Below are 23,773 nucleotides of genomic sequence, written 5' to 3' on the forward strand. Positions count from 1 at the left end.
GGGCCGGACCCCTGCGGCGTGCCCGCCACCCTTTAGAACGGGTGGCCGGACGGTTCGCGGCGGACCGTCGTCCAGCGCAGATCGGTGAAGGCCTCCAGGTTGGCCTCGCCTCCGAAGCGCGCCCCGGTGCCTGACGCGGCGATGCCGCCGAAGGGTGCGACCGCCTCGTCGTTCACCGTCTGGTCGTTGATGTGGGCGATGCCGGTCGGGATCCGGTCGGCGAGTTCCAGGCCGAGGGCGGTGTCGCGGGTGACGATGCCGAGCGACAGCCCGTACGGGCTGTCGGCGGCCAGCGCCGCGGCCTCGTCCAGGGTGTCGAAGGACCGCACGGGGGCGACCGGACCGAAGACCTCCTCCGCGTATGCGGGCGTCCGGCCGTCGACGTGGGTGAGGACGGTGGGCCGGTAGAACAGGTCACGGTGAGTGCCGCCCGCCACGAGCTTCGCGCCCCGCGCGGTGCTCGACTCGACCAGCCGGTGGATCTTGCCGAGCTGGCCGCGGTCGATGACCGGGCCGAGATGGACCTGCTCACGGTGCGGGTCGCCGACCGCCAGCGCCTCCGCCTTCGCGGCGAGCCGCTCGACGTACTCGTCGTGCAGCGAGGCGTGGACGAGGTGGCGGCCGGTGGTCATGCAGATCTGGCCCTGGTGGAAGAAGGAGCCCCAGGTCGCCTGGGCCACAGCACCTTCCAGGTCGGCGTCCTCCAGGACGACGAGGGCGGAGTTGCCGCCGAGCTCGAGGTGGACACGCTTGAGGAGCCGCCCCGCGGCCTCGCCGACGGCGCGGCCCGCCGTGGTGGAGCCGGTGAAGGAGATGACCGGGACACGAGGTTCGGCGACGAGCGCCTGTCCGGCCTCGGCGCCGCCGGGCAGGACGTGCAGCAGGTTCTCGTCGAGTCCGGCCTCGGCGAAGACCGCGGCGAGTGAGAGTCCGCCGCAGACCGCGGTGCGCGGGTCGGGCTTGAGGAGAACCGCGTTGCCGAGGGCCAGTGCGGGCGCGACGGATCGGATGGACAGAATCAACGGCGCGTTGAACGGGGCGATGACGCCGACGACGCCGACCGGGACCCTGCGGGTGTAGGAGAGCCGCTGGTCCTCGCTGGGCAGGACCTGACCGGCCGGCCGGGAGGCGAGCGCCGCGGCTTCGTAGCACTCCTGGGCTGCGACGTGGAGCTCGAAGTCGGCCTTGCCGGGGATCGAACCGGACTCCCGTACGAGCCATTCGCGCAGCTCGTCGGCGTGGGCGGTGAACAGGTCACCGGCCCGGCGCAGGACGGCCGCACGCACGAAGTGCGGGGTTCGGGCCCAGGCTGACTGGGCGGCGACCGCGGCCTCGGCGGCTGCCGTGATGTCCTCGGGCGCGGCGAGGGTGACGTGTCCGAGGACCTCGCCGGTGGCGGGCTCGACGACGTCCGACTCACCTCCCGCGAGCATGCGGGGCTGCCAGGCTTTGGGGTCGAGCAGGGACATGAAGACTCTCCAGTCGATCGGTTCGAGGGGTGGTCCCATGCGGTGGGGCACGCGAAGTGTGCGGCCGCGGCCTCGCGGGACTACGCGATCCGGCGCAGCCGTGCGAGCTGCGTTCGGCCATCGAACGTGATCTCGCCCGGTTGAACGTGCAACATCGTAGCCACGCCGCATCGAACGAAAAGGGAATTGATCGAACTGTTGCTCCCTTTGGCACGCATGGAACGGTGCGGACGCCACACGCGAGCGGGTTGCCCAACTCCAGCCTCGTGTACAGCAGTTGCCACCATCGACGGTCAGCTGCCGGCGGTCCGCTCCGAGATCCTGACCGAGAGCCCGATGTCCAGTTCGGCACCGTCGACAAGCAGCGCCTCCACGGTGTGGGTCGCCGGATCGATGTCCGCCACCATGCCCTCCCCGGCGTACCGGGGGTAGCCCGACGCCCCCGTCTCGCCGGTGGCCTCCACAACGGCAGAGCGGATAGGGGCCCCGACGGACCGGACATCGCCGGCATCGGCGGACTCGGAGGTTCCGGAGGCCTCGGAGGCGCCCTTGGCCTTCGGGGCCTCAACGGGGCCTTCGGTGAACTTGGGGACCAGCAGGATCTCGTAACTCTGCGGTTGGCTCATGGTCATGACGCTAGGCAAGCGACGCGCGACGCGCACGTTGCCGCGCTGAACCCGCCTCAGCTGGACTCTCGGGGGATCGCCCGCGCCCTCAGCAGATCATGGCGCTCCGGCACGCCTCCCGGATGCCGAACCAGCCGGTCGACGAGGTCCGCCAGTGGCTGCGACGCCACCAGTTCCATCCGCACACTGCTCAGCCGGGGTCTCAGCAGCCTGCCGAGCAGCAGGTCGTCGGCACCCACCACGGCCGTCTCGGCCGGTATCTCGATGCCTGCGTCCTGGAGGGCCCGCATCAGGAGCATCGCGTAGGAGTCGTTGTATGCGAACACGGCGTCGAGTCCGAGCGTGCGCCACCGGGCGGCGAGCGCGCCGGACGACTCCTCGTCGTACCGCAGGGGCAACGGTTCGATGAGGGCTCCGACATCGGCCGCCACCCGGCGGGCTCCGGACAGCCTCGGTTCGGCCAACGGGGCGAGGCCCGGTTCCTCGGGCATGACCACGCCGATCCGGCGTCGTCCGCGTTCCAGCAGATGTCCGGTCGCGCAACTGCCGACCTCCCGCTGGTCCATGACCAGGGCGTGGGCGCCGTCCACCGGTTCCGGGCCGAGGGTGATCACCGCCTTGGCGCCGGAGCGTCGCAGTACGGCTATGCCCTGCGGGGTGAGCGGCACACCGCCGGGTGCGATCACGGCGACGGGGCGGAGTTCGGCCCAGGCCCGCGCGGCTTCGTCGGCGTCCAGGCCGAGGCTCCCGTGCTGGACCACGGTGTAGTCGAGGCGGCGCAGCCCGGATTCGAGTTCGTGGAGGAAGCGGTGGTGGAGCGGACCGGCAGGGTGGTCCCCGGTGGGCATCAGCACCGTCCGGGTGTGTCCGGCGCGCAGGCTCCGGGCCGCCGCGTGCGGCACATAGCCGAGTTCGGAGGCCGCCTCCCTGACCCGGCGGCGGGTGGACTCGCTGATCCGGACGGTGGGGTTGTTGTTGAGTACGTACGACACGGTGGCCCGCGAGACTCCGGCGAGCCGCGCCACATCGGCGCTGGTCGGGACGGGGCCTTCGGTGGGCTGCTTGGGTAACTGGCTCATGGCGTCGGGCAGTCTTCCAGACCGCATCGAGGTGGGTACGCTCCGGGGCATGGATGACTCGTCGATGGTGGGGCTGCTCGGCAGGGTGACCGGGACCGTGGGGCCGGGTCTGGTCGGTGAGGTGATCGTTCAGATCCGTGGGGGCGCCGAGCACTTCCTCGCCCATCCCGCCCCGCCGGGGGTCCGCATCGAGCCGGGGACGATGGTGACGGTGATCGAGTATCTGCCGCCGCGCACGGTCTATGTGGCTCCCGCTTACGACAGTTGAGGGGCGCGAAGGACTGGCGTCCGGCGCGCGGCAGTCAAGATTGCGGCAAGGTTGCGCACACCTCTTCTCCGCAGTCGCGCGCAGGAGAAGACTCCCTCTGTTCAGCAGTGCCGACGGGGCACTGCGATAAGAGGCGCGCACCGAATGGGTGTCGCGAGCCGCACACCCATTGTGTGAACTCCTCCGAGGGGGCGCATGCCGATGGTCATCGGCGTCGCGGCGGGTCTCGTACTCGCTGCCATCATTGTGTTGATCGGCCTGTTCAAGCTCATGTGGCGGGTGGCCGAGCCGAACGAAGCACTCGTCATCTCCGGTTCCAAGCACAAGACCGAGGGCCTCGGACAGGGCATGGGGTTCCGCATCGTCACCGGGCACGGCACGCTCGTCCTGCCCGGCGTGCAGGCGGTACGGAAGATGTCGCTGGATCTCAACGAAACGGAACTGTCCGTCGACTGCGTCACGCATCAGGGGATTCCTCTGCGGGTGCGCGGTGTTGTCATCTTCAAGGTGGGCGACGACTTCGTGTCGATCGCCAATGCGGCCCGTCGATTCCTCGACCAGCAGAAGATGATGTCGGAGCGGGTGCACAACGTGTTCGCCGGTCATCTCCGTTCCATCGTCGGTGGGTTGACCGTCGAGGACATGATCAGGGACCGGGAGAAGCTCACCGGTCAGACCCGGGCGGCGTGCGGCACCGAGATGGAGAAACTCGGGCTGATCGTCGACTCGCTGCAGATCCACGAGATCGAGGACCCGACCGGATACATCAAGAATCTCGCCATGCCACATGCCGCGGCGGTGCAGCGGGACGCCCGGATCGCGCAGGCCGAGGCCAACCGGCGGGCCACCGAGGCGGAGCAGCAGGCCGCCGCCCGGATGTCCGAGGCGACCCGCGACAGCGAGATCCTGCAGGCCGGGTATCAGGCCGAGCGGGACAAGGCCGCGGCCAAGTCGAGACAGGCGGGACCCCTCGCCGACGCGGCGGCCAGGCAGGAGGTCGTGGTCCAGGAGACCCGGGTCGCCGAACTGGAGGCCCAGCGGCGCGAGCAGCAGCTGCAGGCGGACGTACGGAAGCCCGCGGATGCCCAGGCCTACGAGAAGCGGACGCTGGCGGAGGGTGAGCGCGACGCCCGGATCTCGGCTGCCGAGGCGCATGCGAAGGAGACGGAACTCGCCGCGATCGCCGAGGCCGACCGGGTCAAGACGGCGGCGATCGCGGAGGCCGAGGCCACGAAGGCGCGCGGCGCCGCCGCCGCGTCGGCGACCCGGGCGACCGGTGAGGCGGAGGCAGCGGCGGCGCAGGCCAAAGGGCTGGCGCTGGCCGAGTCGACCCGCGCCAAGGGGCTGGCCGAGGCCGAAGCGATCAAGGCACGTGCTGCCGCCCTCGCGGAGAATCAGGAGGCCGTCGTCGCGCAGCAGTTGGCGGAGAAGTGGCCGGAGATCGTCGAGGCGGGAGCTGGAGCCTTCGGCAGTGTGGACCACATGGTGCTGCTGAACGGCGCCGACGGGATGGCGGACATGTTCGCGAAGGCGCTGACGATGGGTGGCACAGGGCTGGATCTGGCCCGGCAGCTGCTTTCGACGATGAGCGAGAAGGGTGGGCCGGCAGGGTCCTCGGCGCCGGTCAACGGTGTCACGCCCGCCGTGCCGCCGTCGCCGCGCAAGGAGCGCATTCCGGTGACGGATGATCAGGAGGGGAGCGCACCTTCCTGATCGCTCCCGGCAGGTGTGGCCGGTCCTCGTCCGTCGTCCACGGGCGAGGACCGGCCACAGCTCCGGGTCCTCGGCATGCGGCGCCCACAGCTCCGTGTCGACCGCCCCGTGCCGACGCAGCATCGACAGACGGGCGCCGACCGCGGTCGGGGAGTGCTGCCGTTCGGCGGGCCCGGTCCACAGAACGGGCCGGTCAGCCCCTACGGTGTTCCGATGACCTTCCCTCACCGTTCAGACAGCACGTACCTCTCGGGCTCCACCCGCGCCGCCGACGGCTCGGCCGACTTCCCCGGGCGCTCCGGCCCCGCCGCGACCGCCGAGGCGGACCCGCACGACGTGGGCCCGGTCCGTACCTCGTACGCCCCCGACCGCGACGGCGATCCCGACCCCGGCGAGATCGTCTGGACCTGGGTGCCCTTCGAGGAGAACGACGGACGCGGCAAGGACCGTCCGGTCCTGGTGGTGGCCCGGGAGGCGGCAGGCACGCTGCTCGCCGTGCAGCTCTCCAGCAAGCAGCACGACCGGGACCGCGAGTGGGTGGCTCTCGGTGCCGGGCCGTGGGACAGCTCGGGCCGGCCGTCCTGGGTCGATCTGGACCGGGTGCTGCGGGTGCATGATGACGGTATGCGGCGCGAGGCGTGCGCGCTGGACCAGGACCGGTTCGACCTGGTCGCCGACCGGCTGCGGGAGCGTTACGGCTGGCACTGACCGGCGGGTTCGGGGGCCGCCATGCTGCTGACGTTGCCCCTTCCGGCCCAATGTCACCGTGTCGGTCGATGTCCACCCCTCCGGCTCAACGGCAGGGTCGGTGGAGTTCCGGTTCCTATGGCCGCATCACCTTTTCGAATACACGATCGAATGCGGTGCGAGTGGCCGATTCGGGACCGCGGTCGAGGATGCCGAAGACGATCTGCTCGAAATGCCCGGCGAACCGGCCCCCGTCGGTGAGCAGCGCCTGGAAGGCACGGGCCACCTGCGCCGGGTCGTTGCGGAACACGCCGCAGCCCCAGGCGCCGAGCACCAGCCGACGGTATCCGCGCACCGCAGCGACCTCCAGCACCCGTTCGGCGCGGGACGCGAGCGCGGCGGGGATGCGCGGGGCCTCTTCGGGGGTCCGGCTGCGGATCACTCCGGCGTTGGGTGCGGGCGAGGTGAGGAAGCCCACGGTGTACGGGATGTCCAGCAGGCGCCCCCGGTCGTCCCGGAACACCGGTACGCCGGGTGAGTGGATGACCCGGTCGGTGTAGAAGGCACTGCGTTCGGCGCGGTGGTGGGCGTAGTGCTCGGGGGCGCGCAGCAGGGTGGCGTAGAGCGCCGAGCTGCGGCAGAGCGCCTCCTCCTGGGCCTGCGCGCCGTTGAGGTAGCCGCCGCCGGGGTTACGGGCGGAGGCGAAGTTGAGCACGGCGACCTTGCCGGGCCCTTCGCCCGTCATCCGGCGCGCCGCCTGCAGGCTGCTCTCGCCGGTGACCTCGACGACCGTGGCGCGGTCGGAGTCCAGAACGGCGACGGGCACCGGCTCGGGCCCGTACAGCCGGGTCCCGGAGAGCGCAGCGGCCAGAGCACGCTCGATACCGACCTCACGCCCCGCGGGGGTGCGGTATCGCCCCTCCTCCACGATGGTCTCGGTCTCTCTTGCGATGGCGCGAAGCCGTGCGCTCATCAATACTCCCCCGTGTGGTGCATACGGGGCATGGTCGGTGTTTCCGAGGCCCGGATGCAACCGAATTTCTGTCGCGCAGGGGCCCCCTTGTGCGATCCCCCGGCACGGGTTTGGGTGGTACGGACGCACCGAAGAAGGAGGCCCCGGAATGTCACCGGACGCACCTGTCGGCCACGGTCCGGCCGAGTACAACCAGCCCCTCGGCGAGGGGGAGGCGGAGGATTTACTGCGATGCATCTGCTTCAAGACGGGCCCTCCCCGCACGGTCGGTGTCGAGCTCGAATGGCTCATCCACGACCGTGACCACCCCCGGACGCCGGTCCCTCACGACCGTCTCCACGCGGCTGTCGCCGCTGTACGCGCGCTGCCGCTGAGTGCGGCGCTCACCTTCGAACCCGGCGGCCAGCTGGAGCTCAGCTCGCGCCCCGCCGACTCCCTGATGGCCTGCGTCGATGCCATGACCACCGATCTGGCCGCCGTACGTGCCGCCCTCGACGCGGAGGACCTCGCACCCGTCGGTTTCGGCGTCGATCCCTGGCATCCGCCGCACCGTCTGCTGCACGAACCCCGCTACGACGCCATGGAGGTCTCGCTCGACCGGTCGGGTACGGCCGGCCGCGCCATGATGTGCACCACCGCATCCGTCCAGGTCTGCCTGGACGCCGGCGAGGAGGAGCCGGGGCCACTGGGCTACGGGCGGCGCTGGCAGCTGTCGCATCTGCTGGGTGCGGTGCTGGTGGCGGCGTTCGCCAACTCGCCGTACCGGCAGGGCCGGCCGACGGGACTGCGGTCCACCCGCCAGTCGATCTGGGCGGATCTCGATCCGGTACGAAGTCTGGCGCCGCCGGGCCATCTGGCCCCGCGGGACGCCTGGGCCACGCATGTGCTCGACACCCCCGTGATGTGCATACGGGGCGGCGAGGGGCCATGGGCCGTCCCGGAGGATCTGACCTTCCGCGACTGGATCCGTGCGGGCGCGCCACGGCCGCCGGTGCGTGCCGATCTCGACTACCACATCAGCACGCTCTTTCCGCCGGTGCGCCCGCGCGGACATCTCGAACTGCGCATGATCGACGCGCAGCCGGGTGACGACGGATGGCTCGTGCCCCTCGCCGTCACCACCGCTCTGTTCGACGACCCGGAGGCCGCCGAGACCGTGTACCGCACCGTCAAACCGCTGGCCGAGACAGCGGGCCCGCAGTCGGCACCGCGCAACCCGCTCTGGACCGGCGCCGCCCGTGACGGCCTGGCCGACCCCGAACTGCGGGCGGTGGCCGATGTCTGCTTCCAGCTGGCCCGCGAAGCGCTGCCCCGGATGGGTGCGAACGATGCCGTGCAGGAGGCGGTGGCGCATTTCCACGACCGTTATGTCGCCCGGGGACGATGTCCGGCCGATGATCTGTCCGGACTGCTGTCGAGGGAAACGGTGCATGCGATGCACGCGGCCACGCTCCGTCCGGAACCGGGAAAGAAGGCAGGCTCATGACGCACTCCCCCACTCCCTCGGCCACCGGCCTGGACACCGAGGCGCTCCGCCGACGCGCCCTTGCGGCGCTCCTCAACGCCCGGGAACGCACCACGCTCCTCACCGACAGTGTGGACGACCATGAACTGACCGCTCAGCATTCGCCGTTGATGTCGCCCTTGGTGTGGGATCTCGCACACATCGGCAACCAGGAGGAGCTGTGGCTGCTGCGGGGCGTCGCCGGGCGGGAAGCGATGCGGCCCGAGATCGACGGGTTGTACGACGCCTTCGAACATCCGCGGGCGAGCCGTCCGTCCCTGCCGCTCCTGCCGCCGGCCGAGGCCCGCTCCTACGCGGCTGAGGTACGGGGCCGGGCCCTGGACATCCTCGACAGCACGCCCCTGATCGGCGGCCGCCCGCTCGTGGATGCGGGTTTCGCCTTCGGCATGATCGCCCAGCATGAACAGCAGCACGACGAGACGATGCTGATCACTCATCAGCTGAGGTCGGGTCCGGCCGTACTCACCGCACCGGAACCGCCGCGACCCACCGACGCGGCCTCCCTGCCCGCCGAAGTCCTGGTGACCGGTGGACCGTTCACCATGGGAACGTCCACCGAACCCTGGGCCCTCGACAATGAGCGACCCGCCCATGTGCGCGACGTCCCCACGTTTTTCATCGACACGACACCGGTCACCTGCGGAGCGTACGAGCGCTTCATCGAGGACGGCGGCTACACCGAACGGCGCTGGTGGGCGCCGGAGGGCTGGGCCATGGTCCGCGAGCACGAGCTGACCGCCCCGCTCTTCTGGCGCCGGGACGCAGGGCAGTGGCTGCGCCGCCGGTTCGGGGTGACCGAGCCGGTGCCCGCCGACGAGCCGGTGCTCCATGTGAGCTGGTACGAGGCGGACGCGTACGCCCGCTGGGCGGGGCGCAGACTGCCCACCGAAGTCGAGTGGGAGAAGGCGGCGCGCCACGACCCGGGCTCGGGCCGCTCGCGCCGCTACCCGTGGGGCGACGAGGACCCGACCGCCGACCGGGCCAATCTGGGCCAGCGCCATCTGCGTCCGGCGCAGGCTGGAGCCTACGCTGCGGGCGAATCACCGCTCGGAGTACGCCAGTTGATCGGCGATGTGTGGGAGTGGACGTCGAGCGACTTCCTCCCCTACCCGGGCTTCGCGGCGTTCCCGTACCGGGAGTACTCGGAGGTGTTCTTCGGACCCGACCACAAGGTCCTGCGCGGTGGTTCGTTCGCCGTGGACGCGGTGGCCTGCCGGGGCACGTTCCGCAACTGGGACCTGCCGGTGCGGCGCCAGATCTTCGCCGGATTCCGTACTGCGAGGGATCTCTGATGTGCCGTCATATTGCTTATGTCGGACCGCCGGTTGCGCTCGGCACTGTGCTGACGCAGCCGTCCCACGCGTTGGTCCGGCAGTCCTGGCAGCCCCGGCAACAGGAGTACGGGACGGTCAACGCGGACGGTTTCGGGGTGGGCTGGTACGCGGACGGCGACCCGGTGCCCGGTCGCTACCGGCGCCAGGGGCCCGTCTGGGCCGACCTGTCCTTCGCCGATCTGGCCAGGGTGGTGCGGAGCACGGCACTGCTGGCGGCCGTACGCGACGCCACCGAGCCGGGGGCGGACGGCGAGGCGGCAGCCGCGCCGTTCACCTCGGGCCGGCTGCTGTTCAGCCACAACGGCGCGGTGAAGGGCTGGCCCGGGTCGCTGGCACCGCTCGCCGCCACGCTGCCCACGGCCGAACTCCTCGCTCTCACCGCCCGCTGCGACTCCGCCCTGGTCTGGGCCCTCGTACAGCACAGGATCGCCCAGGGGGACGACATACCGCAGGCCGTCGCCGACACCGTGGGCGAGATCGCGGAGGCGGCGCCCGGTTCGCGGCTGAACCTGCTGCTCACCGACGGCACCACCATCGTGGCGACGGCCTGGGGAGACACCCTCTGGTACCTCACCGAACCGGGCCACAGCGCGGTCGTGGCCTCGGAGCCCTACGACGACGATCCGCACTGGCGCACGGTCCCCGACCGCACCCTGCTCGTCGCGACCTGCACCGACGTTCTGCTCACCCCGCTCAAGGAGCCCACCGAGTGAGTCCCATTCAGCTGACCCGCACCCTGCCGGCGGACGCGACGGACGCGGCGCTGCGCGCCGACGTGCTGCACGGCCTGACCAGGCACCCGAAGACCCTGCCGCCCAAGTGGTTCTACGACGCACGCGGCAGTGAGCTGTTCGAGGAGATCACCCGGCTGCCCGAGTACTACCCGACTCGCGCCGAGCGGGAGATCCTGGTCGCCCGCGCGTCCGAAATCGCCGCGGCGTCCGGCGCACAGACCCTGGTCGAACTTGGTTCCGGCTCGTCGGAGAAGACACGGCACCTGCTGGACGCGCTGCCCGCGCTGCACAGCTATGTGCCGGTCGACGTGAGCGAGAGCGCGCTGCGCGGCGCGGCCGAGACCCTGCTCGCGGAGCGGCCGGACCTGTCGATCCATGCGCTGATTGCCGACTTCACCGGTGGACTCACCCTGCCGGACACACCGGGGCCGCGGCTCGTCGCGTTCCTGGGCGGCACGATCGGCAATCTGCTGCCGGACGAGCGGGCGGTGTTCCTGAAGTCGGTACGGTCGCTGCTCTCGCCCGGCGACGCGCTGCTGCTCGGCACGGATCTGGTGAAGGACGAGGAGACCCTCGTCGCGGCGTACGACGACGCGGCCGGGGTGACAGCGGCGTTCAACAAGAACGTACTGACGGTCGTCGACCGGGAATTGGGAGCCGACTTCGACCCGGCGGACTTCGATCATGTGGCGCTGTGGGACCCGAAGCAGGAGTGGATCGAGATGCGTCTGCGGGCCCGCAGAGCTCTCACGGTGAAGATCCCGGAATTGGATCTGGTGGTGCCGTTCACGGCAGGTGAGGAACTGCGTACGGAGATCTCGGCGAAGTTCCACAAGGAGGGGATCCGGAGCGAACTCGCCTCGGCCGGACTCACGTTGACTCAGTGGTGGACGGACTCCGCGGACCGGTTCGCGGTGTCGCTGGCCACGGCGGTCTGAGCGGTACGGGCAAGAGCACGGCGGCCGGGCCGGGTGCCCGCGGGGATCGGCGGCAGGACGCGGATCTCGGCGGTCAGCCCGGCCGCCATGACCACCCTCCACAACGAGGCGGTGAGCGGATCGTCACCGACGAACGCGGCGGCGCCGGCCGCGGGCCCGTCCGTCCGCGCGGTGCGGTAGGTGATGCGTACCGGGCGGACCTCGGCGCCCGCGTCGATGGCCGCCTGGAAGACAGCGGGCCGGAACCGGCCACCGGATCCACGCCCGCACCAGGTGCTGCCTTCGGGGAAGACCACCACCCGTGAGCCGCCGCGCAGTGCCCCCGCGATGGTGCGCACGGTCATGGGCAGTGCCCGCAGCCGGTCGCGCTCGACGAACAGCGTGCCGCCGAGCGCGGCGAGCGGGCCGAGTACCGGCCAGCCCCGGATCTCGCTCTTGGCGAGCATCCGGCCCGGGAACACGGCGGCGACGAGCGGGATGTCCAGCCATGAGATGTGGTTGGCGACGACCAGCACGCCGGGGGCACCGGCGCGATCCGCCCCGGCCGTCGGCGCGGGGTCGCCGGTCACCTCGATCCGCACGCCGAACGCCCGCACGACCGCGTACGCCCACCACCGGATCAGCCGGTCGCGCTGCCCCGCGCCGAGGAGCAGCACGGGAGCGGCGCACAGCGCGCCGACGAGCACGAGGGTGCATCCGGCGAGCAGCAGGGCCGTGGCCGCAAGGGCGCCGCGCACCGGGCCGTCGTGACCGGCGCAGGTGTGGGGCGTGCAGGGCGCGGTGGGCAGCCAGGCGCTCATGTCAGCGGGGCGAGGGACAGGAAGTGGCGCAGGTAGCGCGGGTCGGTGCGGCGAAGCGACAGCAGGACGTAGAGGTCGGCGACGTTGAAGTCGGGGTCGTGCGCGGGCGCCCCGCAGACCCAGGCGCCGAGGCGGAGGTAGCCACGGAGCAGCGGAGGGAGGGCGGCGATTCCGGTGCGCGCGGGGGTCCTGGCGGCTCGGCCGGCACGGGTGGCGGCGTGGGGCTGCCAGAGGCGGTGCGGGGTGACCCAGTATTCCTCGGGGGCCAGGTACTTCGCCCGTACGGTGTCCCAGGAGTCGGCGGCCAGGACGCCGCCGTCGGCCAGGGGTATCGAGCAGCAGCCGGCCAGCCAGTTGTGCCCGCTGCGCTCCATGTAACGGGCGAGCCCCGCCCAGATGAGGGCGATGACGGCGCCGTCCCGGTGGGCCGGGTGGACGCAGGAGCGGCCCACCTCGATCAGGTCGTCGCGGATCGGTCCGAGCCGGCCGAGATCGAACTCGCTCTCCGCGTAGAGACGTCCGGCAACACGGGCCCGGTCGGGCGGCAGGAGGCGGTAGGTGGCGATGACGTCGCCGGTCGCCACCTCCCGTACCAGCAGGTGATCGCAGTACGCGTCGAAGGCGTCGCTGTCCAGACCGGGTTCCGGCCCGTCCAGCCGGGCACCGAGTTCACCGGCGAATACCTGGTGGCGCAGCCGCTGGGCGGCCCGCACCTCGTCCTGGGTGACGGCGACGGAGACGCGGTAGAGCGGCGGCGCGGGAGCTTCGGACCGTGCCGGGGCGGGCTGCTCCGGCACCAAGGAGGTGGAGGTGAGAGGGCCGGCGACGAGCGGTGGGGTGGGCAGCGCGTTCATGGCGGTCTCCGGGGACGGATCGGCAAGGGCGGCTGCCGGGCTGCCGCACTGCTGCGACTGCCCGGCCCCTTACTTCTTCCGTGACCGGCTGGATTCGACATGACCGCTGCGGAGAGCCTGGATGTGCGACGGCTGAATCCCGAGGTGTTCGGGCGGTGGATCGGGCGGACCCGGTGGCCCGTCCGGCGGCCCGGCCCGGTCAGCTGCCCGCGAGCTCGGCGGTGATCCGTTCCGAAGCGGACTTCGCCTCGGCCAGCGGGTCACCGCCCTGCAGAACGGCCGACATGTAGGGCTTGATCGGGTTCTCGGCCTCGACCGCCGCCCACTGCGGCGAGTTGGGGGTCGCGCGACCGCGCCGGGCGCCCTCGGCCATGGCGGCGGTGCCCTCCTGGCCCTCGATGACATGTGCGAGGCTCGACTTGTTCGGCACATAGCTCATGGTCCTGGCGAGGTCCGCCTGCCATTTCGCGCCCGCCAGCGCCTTGATCACCTCGATACCGGCCGTACCGTTGTCCGCCTTCTCGGGAACGATCAGATCGGAACCGCCGGTGAAAACGGAACCGGGGTTCTTCGCGGTCTTGCCGGGTATCGGGAAGTAGCCTAGTTTCCCCTTGAGTTCGGGATTCTTCTGCTCGATGAGCTTGGCGCTGCCCGGCACGGAAATGATCTGCGCGACATCACCCTTGGCGAACACATCGGTCTGCGGAGGGTGCTCTTCGTCGGCGTTCTTCGGGCCGCTGCCGAACGACTGGATTTCCTTGTAGAAGTTCATGCCCTTGATCGCGGCGGGCGTGTCGAGGGCCCCCTCCCAGTCGCCGCCCTTGTCGGACGCCAGATCGCCGCCCTCGTCCCAGATGAACCCGGCGAGCACGTACCAGTTCTGGCCCGCGAGATGGATGCCCTGATTGCCGTTGCGGTTGAGCAGACGGCTGTCCTTGATCCACTCGTCCCGGGTCTTCGGCGGGCTCGTGATGCCGGCCTGCTCGAAGAGATCCTTGTTGTAGATCACCACACGGTTGGCCGCGTACCAGGGAATGCCGTACTGGGCGCCGTCGATGCTGCCGGGATCGGCAAGGCCGGGCAGCCATTCCTCGCTGCCGAGATCGCGCATCGATTCAAGGGTCAGATCGCGCAGTTCGCCGCTCTCCGCGTACTGGGCGACCTGGGTGTTGCCGACCTCGATGACATCCGGGGTGTCGTCCCCCTCCAAGGCCGCGGAGACCTTGGGGCCGATTCCACTCCAGCTCTGAATCTTGAACTCCAGTTCGATGGAAGGATGCTCCTCTTCGTACGACTTCTTGAAACGGTCGAGGAAATCGGCGGAAACACTGTCCTTCATCAGCCAGATCGTCACCGTCTTGCCGCCGGGGCCACCCAAGCCCGGGAGGTAGCCGCAGCCGCCCAGTGCAACGGTGGAAACAAGCGCGACGGCTCCTATGAGTACACGGTTCTTCACTGGGCCACCTTCTGCGAAACGGCACGACGAAATGAGGACCCGGTGTGGGGGACTGCGGGCGGCGCTCGCACGGGCGTGGCTGGATTTTGGTATGGACCAATCATTTGGTCAAGGGTCGTCCGCGCCACCTCCCCCGATTCGACCCCTCGCGCACCCGTGCCAAGTGGGGCACCGTGGTATGGACGAAAGGGGACAGAGGATGTCCAACAACACGTATCGGGTCACCGAAATCGTAGGAACCTCCCACGAGGGCGTCGACGACGCCATCCGCCGGGGCATCGCAAGGGCGGCGGAAACCTTGCACAATCTCGACTGGTTCGAGATCACCCAGGTGCGCGGGCAGATCGTGGACGGCCGGATCGAGCACTACCAGGTCGGCCTGAAAGTCGGTTTCCGGCTCGACGAGACCACCTGACCCGGTACGTCGCGGTCAGGTACGCCCCTCACGCCCCTGAGCGTCCTTCAATGCGGGCGAGGCCACTGCCCAGCGAGCCCGCACCACGGTGAAACCGGCCAGCTCGGCCGCGTCGCAGACCAGCTCGTCGTCATCGACCAGCATCCGCACGAGACGCTCCCGGCCCAGCCGCTTCAGGATCTCCAGCTTGGTGTGGCGGGCCGGGCGACGGTCGTCGTTGCGACGCATGTACACGCGCCCCTCGGGCAGGCCCTGCTCGGCGAGCCACGCCACGGTGTCCCGACGGCAGCGCTCCGGCCGTCCGGTGAGGTACCTGACCTCGCACTCCTCGGCGCTGCTCAGCACCAGCCGCACACCCTCGTCGAGCGGCGGATCGTCCACCGCCGCGGCAAAGAAGCTCCCCCAGTCGCGCCGAGCCCCCTCAAGGAAGTGCTGCCGGTGCCCGCTGTCCGCGAGCGTGCCGTCCAGGTCGAATACGGCCAGCGGCCGGGCTTCATATGTCACGCGCCCAGCCTAAGAGGAGTTCACAACATGGGAGTCCGATCGGCTCGCGGTGTCCGGTGCGTGCGATCGCACGGCGCCGGAAGGTCCTCGGACCGGCGAAACGGACCGGACCGCGCAGAAGGCGCTCTCAGCCGGTGACTGATTCATCCTCCCCAGAGGGCCCCCTCCGTCCGTCGCCACCGACGGCGGAGTCGATCAGCAGCACGGCGACGGAACGAGCCGACGCCCCCTCTCCGGGTCAGTACCGTTCCGCTGGGCGTACCGCACGAGGCGAGCGCAGGTGTCCGGGGCGCCGTCCAGGGCGGGGACGCCTCGCTCTTCGCCACGTCCGCTGTGCCCGTCGCCTGAGCGCTCGCCCCTCATCCCCCGATCGGCGAGCCCCTGCACGGGGGGAGGGCAGGGCGGGACGCGCGCTCTCAAGGGCGCTTCACCCGGGCCGAGTTGGCCATCTGCGAGGTCACGCAGGAAAGGCGGTGCGGGGCCATTCGACCGATCCGCGGCCGATGACCGGGTAGCCGGATGGTCACGTTCCGCGTTCATCGAAAAGGTTGTAGGGATCCCGATGGAAACTAAAACCTACGTAAAGCTAACCTTAATTCGTGGCATCTAACGTTACCGATGTGAAGCGAATACTCCTGCGTTCAGGGAAGAGCCCTTACGACGTCGTTCCTGTTGAGCGCGCCCTCCACGAGGACGTGTTCGCGACCAACTCAGGCAACCTGATCTTCAGCGATGCCGCGCACAAGATCCTTGAGACGCCGCGTACCAAGGTGGTCTCCAACGGCATCCGGACGAGGGTCGCCGCCGCCGAGCGGATCAACGAGGAGTACGACGCTTTCGTCATTCCGCTCGCCAATGCCTTCCGGCCGTCCTTCGAGCCCCAGCTCAAGCGGCTGACCCAGCTCATCTCGAAGCTGAAGATCCCGGTCATCGTGCCGGGCGTCGGCGCGCAGACCAGCACCAACTACTCCGCAGACCGGTTGCGGCCCATGGCGCCCAGCGTGCACGCGTTCGTCTCCGCGGTGCTGGACCGCAGCGCTTCCATCGGGGTGCGCGGTGAGTTCACCGAGCGCTACCTGCGGGACATGGGCTTCCGTGACGTGGAGGTCATCGGCTGTCCGTCGATGTTCATGGGCGGCCGCGATCTCTTCATCCGCGAGAACACCCGGCCACTGGGACCCGAGTCGCGGATCGCGATCAACGGATCGCACGACGCCGTGAAGAAGTACAAGCTCGGGCGGATCATCGACCACACCCGTGCGCGCTATCCCCATCTGCGCTTCATCGGGCAGAACCTGTCCGATGCCCGCCAGCTGCACTGGCGTGACCTGAGTCACGTGAACGCCGCCGTCACCGACATCCCCACCCACCCCGACCACCCGATGTTCGCGGAGGGCAAGGTGAGGGTCTACATAGACCCCAAGACATGGGTGGACGACCTGCGGGGCTTCGACTTCTCGTTCGGCTCCCGGATCCACGGCAACATCGCGGCGCTGCTCGCCGGAACGCCGGCGACGGTGCTCTGCAGCGACTCGCGGACGTTGGAACTGTGCCGCTACTTCGAGATTCCGCACCGGATGCTCGCCAAGGTGCCCGAGAACGTGGATCCCGCGGACCTGTATGCCGAGGCGGACTTCGGGCCGCTGATGCGCGGTCACCAGGAGCGGTTCGACCGGTTCATGAACTTCCTGGACAAGAACGGCCTGGAGAACACCTTCACCCACGGTGACGGGGGTGCGGCCTTCGAGTCCCGCATGAGCGAGCTGGCTTTCCCGGCGGGCGTCCGCCCCTGGACCGGCAGCGGCGTCTCCGAGATGAGCACTCGTCTCAACTGGCTCCAGTCCCAGATGACCGAGCTCACCGACCGGAACACCCTGCTGGAACGGCGCCTTGCGAAGGCCAGCAGGCTGCCCGTCCCGCGCGAGAGCGAGGGACCCGAGCGGCGGCCGTACCAGCGTGCCCGCCGGGTGATCCCGGGCCCCATCAAGCGGGCGCTGCGCAACGCCCGCTAGTGCTGCGACCGGAAAAGATTTGCCGGTCACGGCACTGGTAGGGCTTTGTCAGGCGGTGTTCCCCTCCCCGACCCGAGGGGCGCGGAGGGGAACACCGGCGTCGGTGTTGCGGACCCAGGCATCACCGACGCCTAGAATCCGACTGTTTATCCCCATCTGTCGGCCCCGCCATCATCCGTACGGAGCTCCGCGCGCATGCCCACCCCCCACGATCCGTACGTCCGGGTGCGCGGCGCCCGTGAGCACAATCTGCAGGACGTCCACGTCGACATCCCGCGCGACACCCTCACCGTCTTCACGGGCGTCTCGGGCTCCGGGAAGTCCTCCCTCGCCTTCGGAACGATCTACGCCGAGGCCCAGCGCCGCTACTTCGAGTCCGTCGCCCCGTACGCCCGGCGGCTCATCCACCAGGTCGGCGCGCCGAAGGTCGGCGAAATCACCGGTCTGCCGCCCGCCGTCTCGCTGGAGCAGCGGCGGTCGGCGCCCGGCGCCCGTTCCTCGGTCGGTACGGTCACCACGCTGTCCAACTCGCTGCGGATGCTGTTCTCGCGCGCCGGGGAGTATCCGGCAGGGGCCGAGCGGCTGGACTCCGATGCGTTCTCGCCGAACACCGCCGCGGGGGCCTGCCCCGAGTGCCACGGTCTGGGGCGTATCCACCGCACCACCGAGGAGCTCCTCGTCCCGGACCCGTCGCTGTCGATCCGGGACGGCGCGATCGCCGCCTGGCCGGGTGCCTGGCAGGGCAAGAACCTGCGCGACGTCCTGGACACGTTGGGGTACGACATCGACCGGCCGTGGCGGGAGCTGGACGCGCAGGACCGGGAGTGGATCCTCTTCACCGACGATCAGCCGGTGGTGACGGTCCACCCGGTGCGGGAAGCGGGCCGCATCCAGCGCCCGTACCAGGGCACGTACATGAGTGCGCGGCGCTATGTGATGCACACCTTCGCGGACTCCAAGAGCCGCACCCTGCGGGCCAAGGCCGAGCGCTTCCTGACCAGCGCCCCCTGTCCGGTCTGTGGCGGCACTCGGCTGCGTCCGGAGGCGATGGCCGTCACCTTTGCCGGCCGTACGATCGCCGAGCTCACCTCGCTGCCCCTCGCGGGCCTCGCCGACGTGCTGTCGGCCGCGGGCGGCAACGACACCGCGCGGCTGTTGACGACGGATCTGCTGGCCCGGATCGGGACGGTGACGGAGCTGGGGCTCGGCTATCTCAGTCTCGACCGCACGGCTCCGACGCTGTCCTCCGGCGAGCTGCAGCGGCTGCGGCTCGCCACCCAGCTGCGCTCGGGACTCTTCGGGGTCGTCTATGTGCTGGACGAGCCGTCGGCCGGTCTGCACCCGGCGGACACCGCGTCGTTGCTCGCGGTCCTCGGCCGGCTGAAGGAGGCCGGGAACTCGGTCTTCGTCGTGGAGCACCAGATGGATGTGGTGCGGCAGGCGGACTGGCTGGTCGACGTGGGGCCATTGGCCGGTGAGCACGGGGGCATGGTGCTGCACAGCGGGCCCCCGGCCGGACTCGCGGACGTCGCGGAGTCGGCGACGCGGCGGTTCCTCTTCGGCGGGGGTCCGGTGCCTGCCCGGGAGCCGCGTACGCCCTCCGGGTGGCTGAGGCTGATCGGTGTCGACCGGCACAATGTGCGCGGGGTGGACGCCGCGTTCCCGCTCGGGGTGTTCACCGCGGTCACCGGGGTCTCCGGCTCCGGGAAGTCGACTCTGGTCGGTCAGGTGCTCGCCGGGGTCCTCGCCGACCGGCAGGCGTCCGCCACCACCGGCCTTCCCGCCGAGCAGCCCATGGCCGGCTGTGCATCGGCGCAGGGGCTGGAGGCGGTGGACCGTCTCGTCCAGGTCGACCAGAAGCCGATCGGCCGTACCCCGCGCTCCAATCTGGCCACGTACACCGGGCTCTTCGATGTCGTGCGGAAGCTGTTCACCGAGACCGGCGCGGCGCGCGAACGCGGCTACAGGGCGGGGCGGTTCTCGTTCAATGTGGCGGGCGGGCGATGCGAGACCTGTCAGGGCGAGGGGTTCGTCTCCGTCGAGCTGCTCTTCCTGCCGAGCACGTACGCGCCCTGCCCGGACTGCCACGGTGCGCGGTACAACCCGCAGACGCTGGAGGTCACCCTGCGCGGGCTGAACATCGCGCAGGTGCTGGATCTCACGGTGGAGTCGGCGGCCGGTTTCTTCGCCGGGACACCCGCCGCCGAGCGCAGTCTGCGGACACTTCTCGATGTGGGGCTCGGCTATCTGCGGCTGGGACAGCCGGCGACGGAACTGTCCGGCGGTGAGGCCCAGCGGATCAAGCTCGCCACCGAGCTCCAGCGCACCCGCCGCGGCCACACCCTGTATCTGCTCGACGAACCGACGACAGGGCTGCATCCGGCCGATGTCGAGGTGCTGATGCGGCAGTTGCACGGGCTGGTCGACGCGGGCAGCACGGTGGTGGTCGTGGAGCACGACATGGCCGTGGTCGCGGGCGCCGACTGGGTGATCGACCTCGGCCCCGGAGGCGGCGACCGGGGTGGCCGGATCGTCACGGTGGGGACGCCCGCGGAGGTGGCCGGGGCGGCGGACAGCCGGACCGCGGCGTACCTGGCGGCTGCCCTCAGGTCGGCCTGACGGCCGACCAGGTCCAACGGGCCTGTTTTCCACGACTACGGTCCTGCGGAGACGTTCACCTCCGCCGTGAACGCTTCGGCGTCCGCGGCCCCTGCGCGTACGGGATCAGCGTGACGGGACCTCCCGCACGCCCAACCACTCGGCCGCCTTCACACTGACGGTGTCCGGTCCGGCCGGCGGTACGGGCGCCCTGGTGAACGGCGACGTCGAGACGGGTTCGCCAGCTCCGTGGAACCGGGAGAACGGCGGCGCGGTCGTCCCCAACCCGGCGTACGGCGGCGCGCACGCACTGGCGGCCGCGTCCATCGCATGGCAGAGACAGCGCCGCGCACTCTAGACATCCGATCTGTCGTCCGGTGAAATGGCCTCGCCCTCGGCATACGTCGATGCGTTCCCCCCACTCCTCCATTAAAGAACCGATCAATGGGCCAGGAGATCTCTCGTGACCAATGAACCCCATCCGCAGAGACGAAGCATCCTCAAGTTCGGCGGCGCCCTCGCCCTCACGCCGCTGATCACGCAGCTGGCCGGGGGATTCCCTGTGGGACAGGCCGTTGCCGCCGGGGTCGCCGCGCCGGCGTCCGTCCAGTGGCCGACCCTGTCGCGCAAGGCGCTGAAGTATGCGATCCCCGCCGTGGACTGGCAGTCGCAGGCCCTGCCGATCGGCAACGGCCGGCTCGGCGCCATGCTCTTCGCCAACCCCAGCGAGGAGCGTATCCAGTTCAACGAGCAGAGTCTCTGGGGTGGCGTCAACGACTACGACAACGCCCTCGCGGGCCAGCCGGACGGCGCCTTCGACACCAGCATGACCGGCTTCGGCTCCTACCGGAACTTCGGAAATGTCGCCGTCACCTTCGGGCGCCTCACGAAGGTCACGGCCCCGGGGGGACCGTACCGGACCTCCTCGACAGAGGGCGTCGACAAGACGTACGACGGCAACTCGAGCACCAAGTGGTGCATCGAAGCGCCCGGCTCGAAGGTGCAGTGGCAGGTCGAGCTCCCTGAACCCGTCGAAGTCGCGTCCTACCGTCTGACGAGCGCCAACGACGTACCGCAACGCGACCCGCAGGAGTGGACGTTCTCCGGTTCCGCCGACGGCACCACCTGGACCAGGCTGGACAGCCGCACTCTGGCGACGCCCTTCGAGAGCCGTTTCCAGACGAAGGAATTCACCTGTGCCGACACCGCGGCCTACCGCTTCTACCGGTTCGACTTCGCTCCCAAGGCAGGGGTCAGCCACTTCCAGGTGAGCGAGATCGGACTGTCCGGCGTCGACCTCGGCGGCGGCGGCTCGATGTACCTGTCGTCGCCCAGCGGGCACTCCGAGGGATCCGGTTCCGGGACCGGCTCCCGGGCCACGGGCATCTCGAGTTCGGTGGACCGCGATCCGGCCACGGTCTGGCGGGTCGACGCCGTCGCACCGGCGGTCGTCTGGCAGGCCGACCTGTCCACCACGACCACCGTCACCTCGTACTCGCTGACGGCGGCCCCGGACCGTCCGCAGGACGACCCCCGGCGATGGGCACTTGAGGCGTCGCAGGACGGGCAAGCCTGGGTGACCCTCGACACGCAGAACCCCGGCGCGCCTTTTGCCGGCCGCGGCGAGACCCGGACCTTCCGGATCACCAACAGCACGGCCTACCGCGCCTACCGGCTCACGTTCACCCCCGGAGAGTCGTCCACCGGCTTCCAGATCGGGGAAGTCGTGCTGGAAGGCAAGGGGTTCGACACGCGCATGCAGTCCACGTTCGTCGACTACCAGCGCGCCCTGGACTTCTTCGAGGGTGTCCATGTCACCCGCTTCGGCGAGCCGGGGCGGCGCGTCCTGCGCGAGGCCTTCGCCAGCCGGTCCGCGGACATCATGGTCTTCCGGTACACGTCGGACAGCGACCGGGGACTCTCCGGAGTGATCTCGCTGACGTCCGGACAGGATCAGGCCCCGACGACCGTCGACGCCGACGCCCGGCGGATCGCCTTCAGCGGTGTCATGGGCAACGGCCTCAAGCACGCGTCCACCGTCCAGGTCGTACACACCGACGGCGACTTCAGCACCGACGGGTCGGTGCTCCGGTTCACCGGCTGCACGACCCTGACCCTGCTCCTCGACGCCCGCACCGACTACAAGCTCGACGCCGCAGCCGGGTGGCGCGGAGCCGATCCAAAGGCGGCCGTCGCCGCTGCGCTCGGCAAGGCTGCCGCCCGGTCCTACGACGAGATGCGCGACGAGCACACCGCCGAGATACGCGCCCTCATGAACCGCGTCTCCGTCGCCTGGGGCACCTCCGACGACGCCGTCGTCGCCCTGCCGACCAACGCCCGGCTGGCGCGTTACGCGGCGGGCGAGGAGGACCCGACCCTCGAGCAGACGATGTTCGACTTCAGCCGATACCTGCTGATCAGTTCCTCGCGCCCGAAGGGTCTGCCCGCCAACCTCCAGGGTCTCTGGAACGACAGCAACTCGCCGGCGTGGGCCTCCGACTACCACACCAACATCAACATCCAGATGAACTACTGGGGAGCCGAGACGACGAACCTGCCGGAGTGCCACGAGGCACTCGTCGGGTTCATCAAGCAGGTAGCGGTGCCCAGCCGCGTGGCGACCCGCAACGCCTTCGGCAAGGACACACGCGGCTGGACCGCCCGCACCAGCCAGAGCATCTTCGGCGGCAACGCATGGGAGTGGAACACCGTCGCGAGCGCCTGGTACGCACAACACCTGTACGAGCACTGGGCGTTCACCCAGGACCTGGTCTATCTCCGCAAAGTCGCCTACCCGATGATCAAGGAGATCTGCGAGTTCTGGGAGGACCGTCTCAAGGAGCGCGAGGACGGACTCCTCGTCTCGCCGGACGGCTGGTCCCCCGAACACGGGCCACGCGAAGACGGCGTCATGTACGACCAGCAGATCATCTGGGACCTGTTCCAGAACTACCTCGACTGCGAAGCGGCGCTCGAGGCGGATGCCGGCTACCGGGCCAAGGTCCTGGACATGCAGGCGCGCCTCGCGCCGAACAAGATCGGCCGGTGGGGTCAGCTGCAGGAGTGGCAGAAGGACATCGACAGCCCCACCGACATCCACCGCCACACCTCGCACCTCTTCGCGGTCTACCCGGGCCGCCAGATCACCCCGAAGAAGGCCGACTTCGCGGCCGCCGCCCTGGTCTCGCTCAAGGCACGGTGCGGCGAGAAGGAAGGCGTCCCGTTCACGGCCGGGACGGTGTCGGGCGACAGCCGCCGCTCGTGGACCTGGCCCTGGCGGGCAGCCCTCTTCGCCCGCCTCGGTGACGGGCACCGCGCCCAGATCATGCTGCGCGGACTGCTGACCTACAACACGCTGCCCAACCTGTTCTGCAACCACCCGCCCTTCCAGATGGACGGCAACTTCGGCATCTCGGGCGCCGTGGCGGAGATTCTCCTGCAGAGCCACGACGGCGCCATCCACCTGCTGCCCGCCCTGCCGGACGAGTGGAAGGCCAAGGGTTCCTTCACCGGGCTCCGCGCCCGCGGCGGCTACGAGGTCAGCTGTGAGTGGCGCGACGGGAAGGTCACGTCCTACAGGATCGTGGCCGACCGGGCGCGGAACCAGGGGAACGTCACCGTGCGGGTGAACGGCGTCGACACGAAGGTGAAGCCGATCAAGCCCTGACGTCGGCCGGCCGCCGGCCGAAGCGGCGCGGCACGGGTCGTCGGCACAGCCGGTCTCTTCACCGGCTGTGCCGACCGACATCGGAACAGGCCCCCCAGTGCCCCCGGCAGGCTTTGCCCCC

Annotated in this window: 20 protein-coding genes; 12 read left to right on the top strand and 8 right to left on the bottom strand. The window is 70.1% G+C overall.

The genetic code is table 11. The features are described 5' to 3' along the window. Positions 1 to 32: 32 nt before the first annotated feature. The 3 genes from ACFU6I_RS35115 to ACFU6I_RS35125 all read right to left on the bottom strand — a co-directional run bounded on the left by ACFU6I_RS35115 (position 33) and on the right by ACFU6I_RS35125 (position 3,174). Positions 33 to 1,469, bottom strand: a complete 1,437-nt coding sequence (locus ACFU6I_RS35115; protein ID WP_384374342.1) for an aldehyde dehydrogenase family protein — start codon at positions 1,467 to 1,469, stop codon at positions 33 to 35. A gap of 293 nt (positions 1,470 to 1,762) precedes the next feature. Next, complete coding sequence (locus ACFU6I_RS35120; protein WP_384374345.1) at positions 1,763 to 2,095, bottom strand: hypothetical protein; 333 nt, start codon at positions 2,093 to 2,095, stop codon at positions 1,763 to 1,765. Positions 2,096 to 2,151: 56 nt separating this feature from the next. Further along, complete coding sequence (locus ACFU6I_RS35125; RefSeq protein ID WP_384374348.1) at positions 2,152 to 3,174, bottom strand: LacI family DNA-binding transcriptional regulator; 1,023 nt, start codon at positions 3,172 to 3,174, stop codon at positions 2,152 to 2,154. Between the two features lie 49 nt (positions 3,175 to 3,223). On the opposite strand from ACFU6I_RS35125, the gene ACFU6I_RS35130 reads away from it, so the two are divergent. From ACFU6I_RS35130 to ACFU6I_RS35140, 3 genes are all read left to right on the top strand, one after another. Beyond that, positions 3,224 to 3,442: a hypothetical protein gene (locus tag ACFU6I_RS35130; protein ID WP_345519213.1), complete on the top strand. Its 219-nt coding sequence runs from the start codon at positions 3,224 to 3,226 to the stop codon at positions 3,440 to 3,442. Positions 3,443 to 3,637: 195 nt separating this feature from the next. After that, complete coding sequence (locus ACFU6I_RS35135) at positions 3,638 to 5,155, top strand: flotillin family protein (protein WP_384374355.1); 1,518 nt, start codon at positions 3,638 to 3,640, stop codon at positions 5,153 to 5,155. Between the two features lie 213 nt (positions 5,156 to 5,368). Beyond that, positions 5,369 to 5,863, top strand: a complete 495-nt coding sequence (locus tag ACFU6I_RS35140) for a type II toxin-antitoxin system PemK/MazF family toxin (protein ID WP_384374358.1) — start codon at positions 5,369 to 5,371, stop codon at positions 5,861 to 5,863. A 115-nt stretch (positions 5,864 to 5,978) separates the two neighbouring features. Here ACFU6I_RS35140 and ACFU6I_RS35145 read toward each other — a convergent pair whose 3' ends face one another. Beyond that, positions 5,979 to 6,815 carry a TIGR02452 family protein gene (locus tag ACFU6I_RS35145; RefSeq protein ID WP_384374361.1) on the bottom strand — a complete coding sequence of 279 codons (837 nt, stop codon included), beginning with the start codon at positions 6,813 to 6,815 and terminating at the stop codon, positions 5,979 to 5,981. A gap of 148 nt (positions 6,816 to 6,963) precedes the next feature. Between ACFU6I_RS35145 and egtA the strand changes: the two genes are divergently transcribed. The 4 genes from egtA to egtD are packed head-to-tail and all read left to right on the top strand — an operon-like array spanning position 6,964 to position 11,346. Beyond that, entirely contained in the window at positions 6,964 to 8,301 is a 1,338-nt protein-coding gene (egtA, locus tag ACFU6I_RS35150) for an ergothioneine biosynthesis glutamate--cysteine ligase EgtA (protein WP_384374364.1), read from the top strand. Next, complete coding sequence (gene egtB, locus ACFU6I_RS35155; RefSeq protein ID WP_384374367.1) at positions 8,298 to 9,632, top strand: ergothioneine biosynthesis protein EgtB; 1,335 nt, start codon at positions 8,298 to 8,300, stop codon at positions 9,630 to 9,632. The genes egtA and egtB overlap by 4 nt, the downstream gene beginning before the upstream one ends. Next, positions 9,632 to 10,387, top strand: a complete 756-nt coding sequence (egtC, locus tag ACFU6I_RS35160) for an ergothioneine biosynthesis protein EgtC (RefSeq protein WP_384374370.1) — start codon at positions 9,632 to 9,634, stop codon at positions 10,385 to 10,387. Before egtB ends, egtC begins: the two co-directional genes overlap by 1 nt. Then, entirely contained in the window at positions 10,384 to 11,346 is a 963-nt protein-coding gene (gene egtD, locus ACFU6I_RS35165) for an L-histidine N(alpha)-methyltransferase (RefSeq protein WP_384374373.1), read from the top strand. The genes egtC and egtD overlap by 4 nt, the downstream gene beginning before the upstream one ends. Here the strand turns inward: egtD and ACFU6I_RS35170 are convergent. The 3 genes from ACFU6I_RS35170 to ACFU6I_RS35180 all read right to left on the bottom strand — a co-directional run bounded on the left by ACFU6I_RS35170 (position 11,289) and on the right by ACFU6I_RS35180 (position 14,456). Beyond that, positions 11,289 to 12,146, bottom strand: a complete 858-nt coding sequence (locus tag ACFU6I_RS35170) for a lysophospholipid acyltransferase family protein (RefSeq protein ID WP_384374376.1) — start codon at positions 12,144 to 12,146, stop codon at positions 11,289 to 11,291. The genes egtD and ACFU6I_RS35170 overlap by 58 nt on opposite strands. Then, positions 12,143 to 13,000 carry a GNAT family N-acetyltransferase gene (locus ACFU6I_RS35175; RefSeq protein ID WP_384374379.1) on the bottom strand — a complete coding sequence of 286 codons (858 nt, stop codon included), beginning with the start codon at positions 12,998 to 13,000 and terminating at the stop codon, positions 12,143 to 12,145. The genes ACFU6I_RS35170 and ACFU6I_RS35175 overlap by 4 nt, the downstream gene beginning before the upstream one ends. 199 nt (positions 13,001 to 13,199) lie before the next feature. Next, on the bottom strand, positions 13,200 to 14,456 hold the full coding sequence (locus tag ACFU6I_RS35180) for an extracellular solute-binding protein (RefSeq protein ID WP_384374382.1): 1,257 nt from the start codon (positions 14,454 to 14,456) through the stop codon (positions 13,200 to 13,202). Between the two features lie 199 nt (positions 14,457 to 14,655). Between ACFU6I_RS35180 and ACFU6I_RS35185 the strand changes: the two genes are divergently transcribed. Further along, positions 14,656 to 14,871, top strand: a complete 216-nt coding sequence (locus tag ACFU6I_RS35185; protein WP_266978241.1) for a dodecin — start codon at positions 14,656 to 14,658, stop codon at positions 14,869 to 14,871. 15 nt (positions 14,872 to 14,886) lie between these two features. On the opposite strand, the gene ACFU6I_RS35190 is transcribed toward ACFU6I_RS35185, so the two are convergent. Beyond that, positions 14,887 to 15,375: a hypothetical protein gene (locus tag ACFU6I_RS35190; protein ID WP_384374385.1), complete on the bottom strand. Its 489-nt coding sequence runs from the start codon at positions 15,373 to 15,375 to the stop codon at positions 14,887 to 14,889. Between the two features lie 599 nt (positions 15,376 to 15,974). Between ACFU6I_RS35190 and ACFU6I_RS35195 the strand changes: the two genes are divergently transcribed. The 4 genes from ACFU6I_RS35195 to ACFU6I_RS35210 all read left to right on the top strand — a co-directional run bounded on the left by ACFU6I_RS35195 (position 15,975) and on the right by ACFU6I_RS35210 (position 23,652). Further along, positions 15,975 to 17,387 carry a polysaccharide pyruvyl transferase family protein gene (locus tag ACFU6I_RS35195; protein WP_384374388.1) on the top strand — a complete coding sequence of 471 codons (1,413 nt, stop codon included), beginning with the start codon at positions 15,975 to 15,977 and terminating at the stop codon, positions 17,385 to 17,387. Positions 17,388 to 17,582: 195 nt separating this feature from the next. Continuing rightward, positions 17,583 to 20,006: an excinuclease ABC subunit UvrA gene (uvrA, locus tag ACFU6I_RS35200; protein ID WP_384374391.1), complete on the top strand. Its 2,424-nt coding sequence runs from the start codon at positions 17,583 to 17,585 to the stop codon at positions 20,004 to 20,006. 160 nt (positions 20,007 to 20,166) lie between these two features. Then, on the top strand, positions 20,167 to 20,343 hold the full coding sequence (locus ACFU6I_RS35205) for a hypothetical protein (protein WP_384374394.1): 177 nt from the start codon (positions 20,167 to 20,169) through the stop codon (positions 20,341 to 20,343). Positions 20,344 to 20,448: 105 nt separating this feature from the next. After that, positions 20,449 to 23,652 carry a glycoside hydrolase N-terminal domain-containing protein gene (locus ACFU6I_RS35210; protein WP_384374397.1) on the top strand — a complete coding sequence of 1,068 codons (3,204 nt, stop codon included), beginning with the start codon at positions 20,449 to 20,451 and terminating at the stop codon, positions 23,650 to 23,652. Positions 23,653 to 23,773: the final 121 nt, after the last annotated feature.

It is taken from the genome of Streptomyces sp. NPDC057486 (assembly GCF_042802415.1).
Taxonomy (GTDB): Bacteria; Actinomycetota; Actinomycetes; order Streptomycetales; family Streptomycetaceae; genus Streptomyces; species Streptomyces yanii.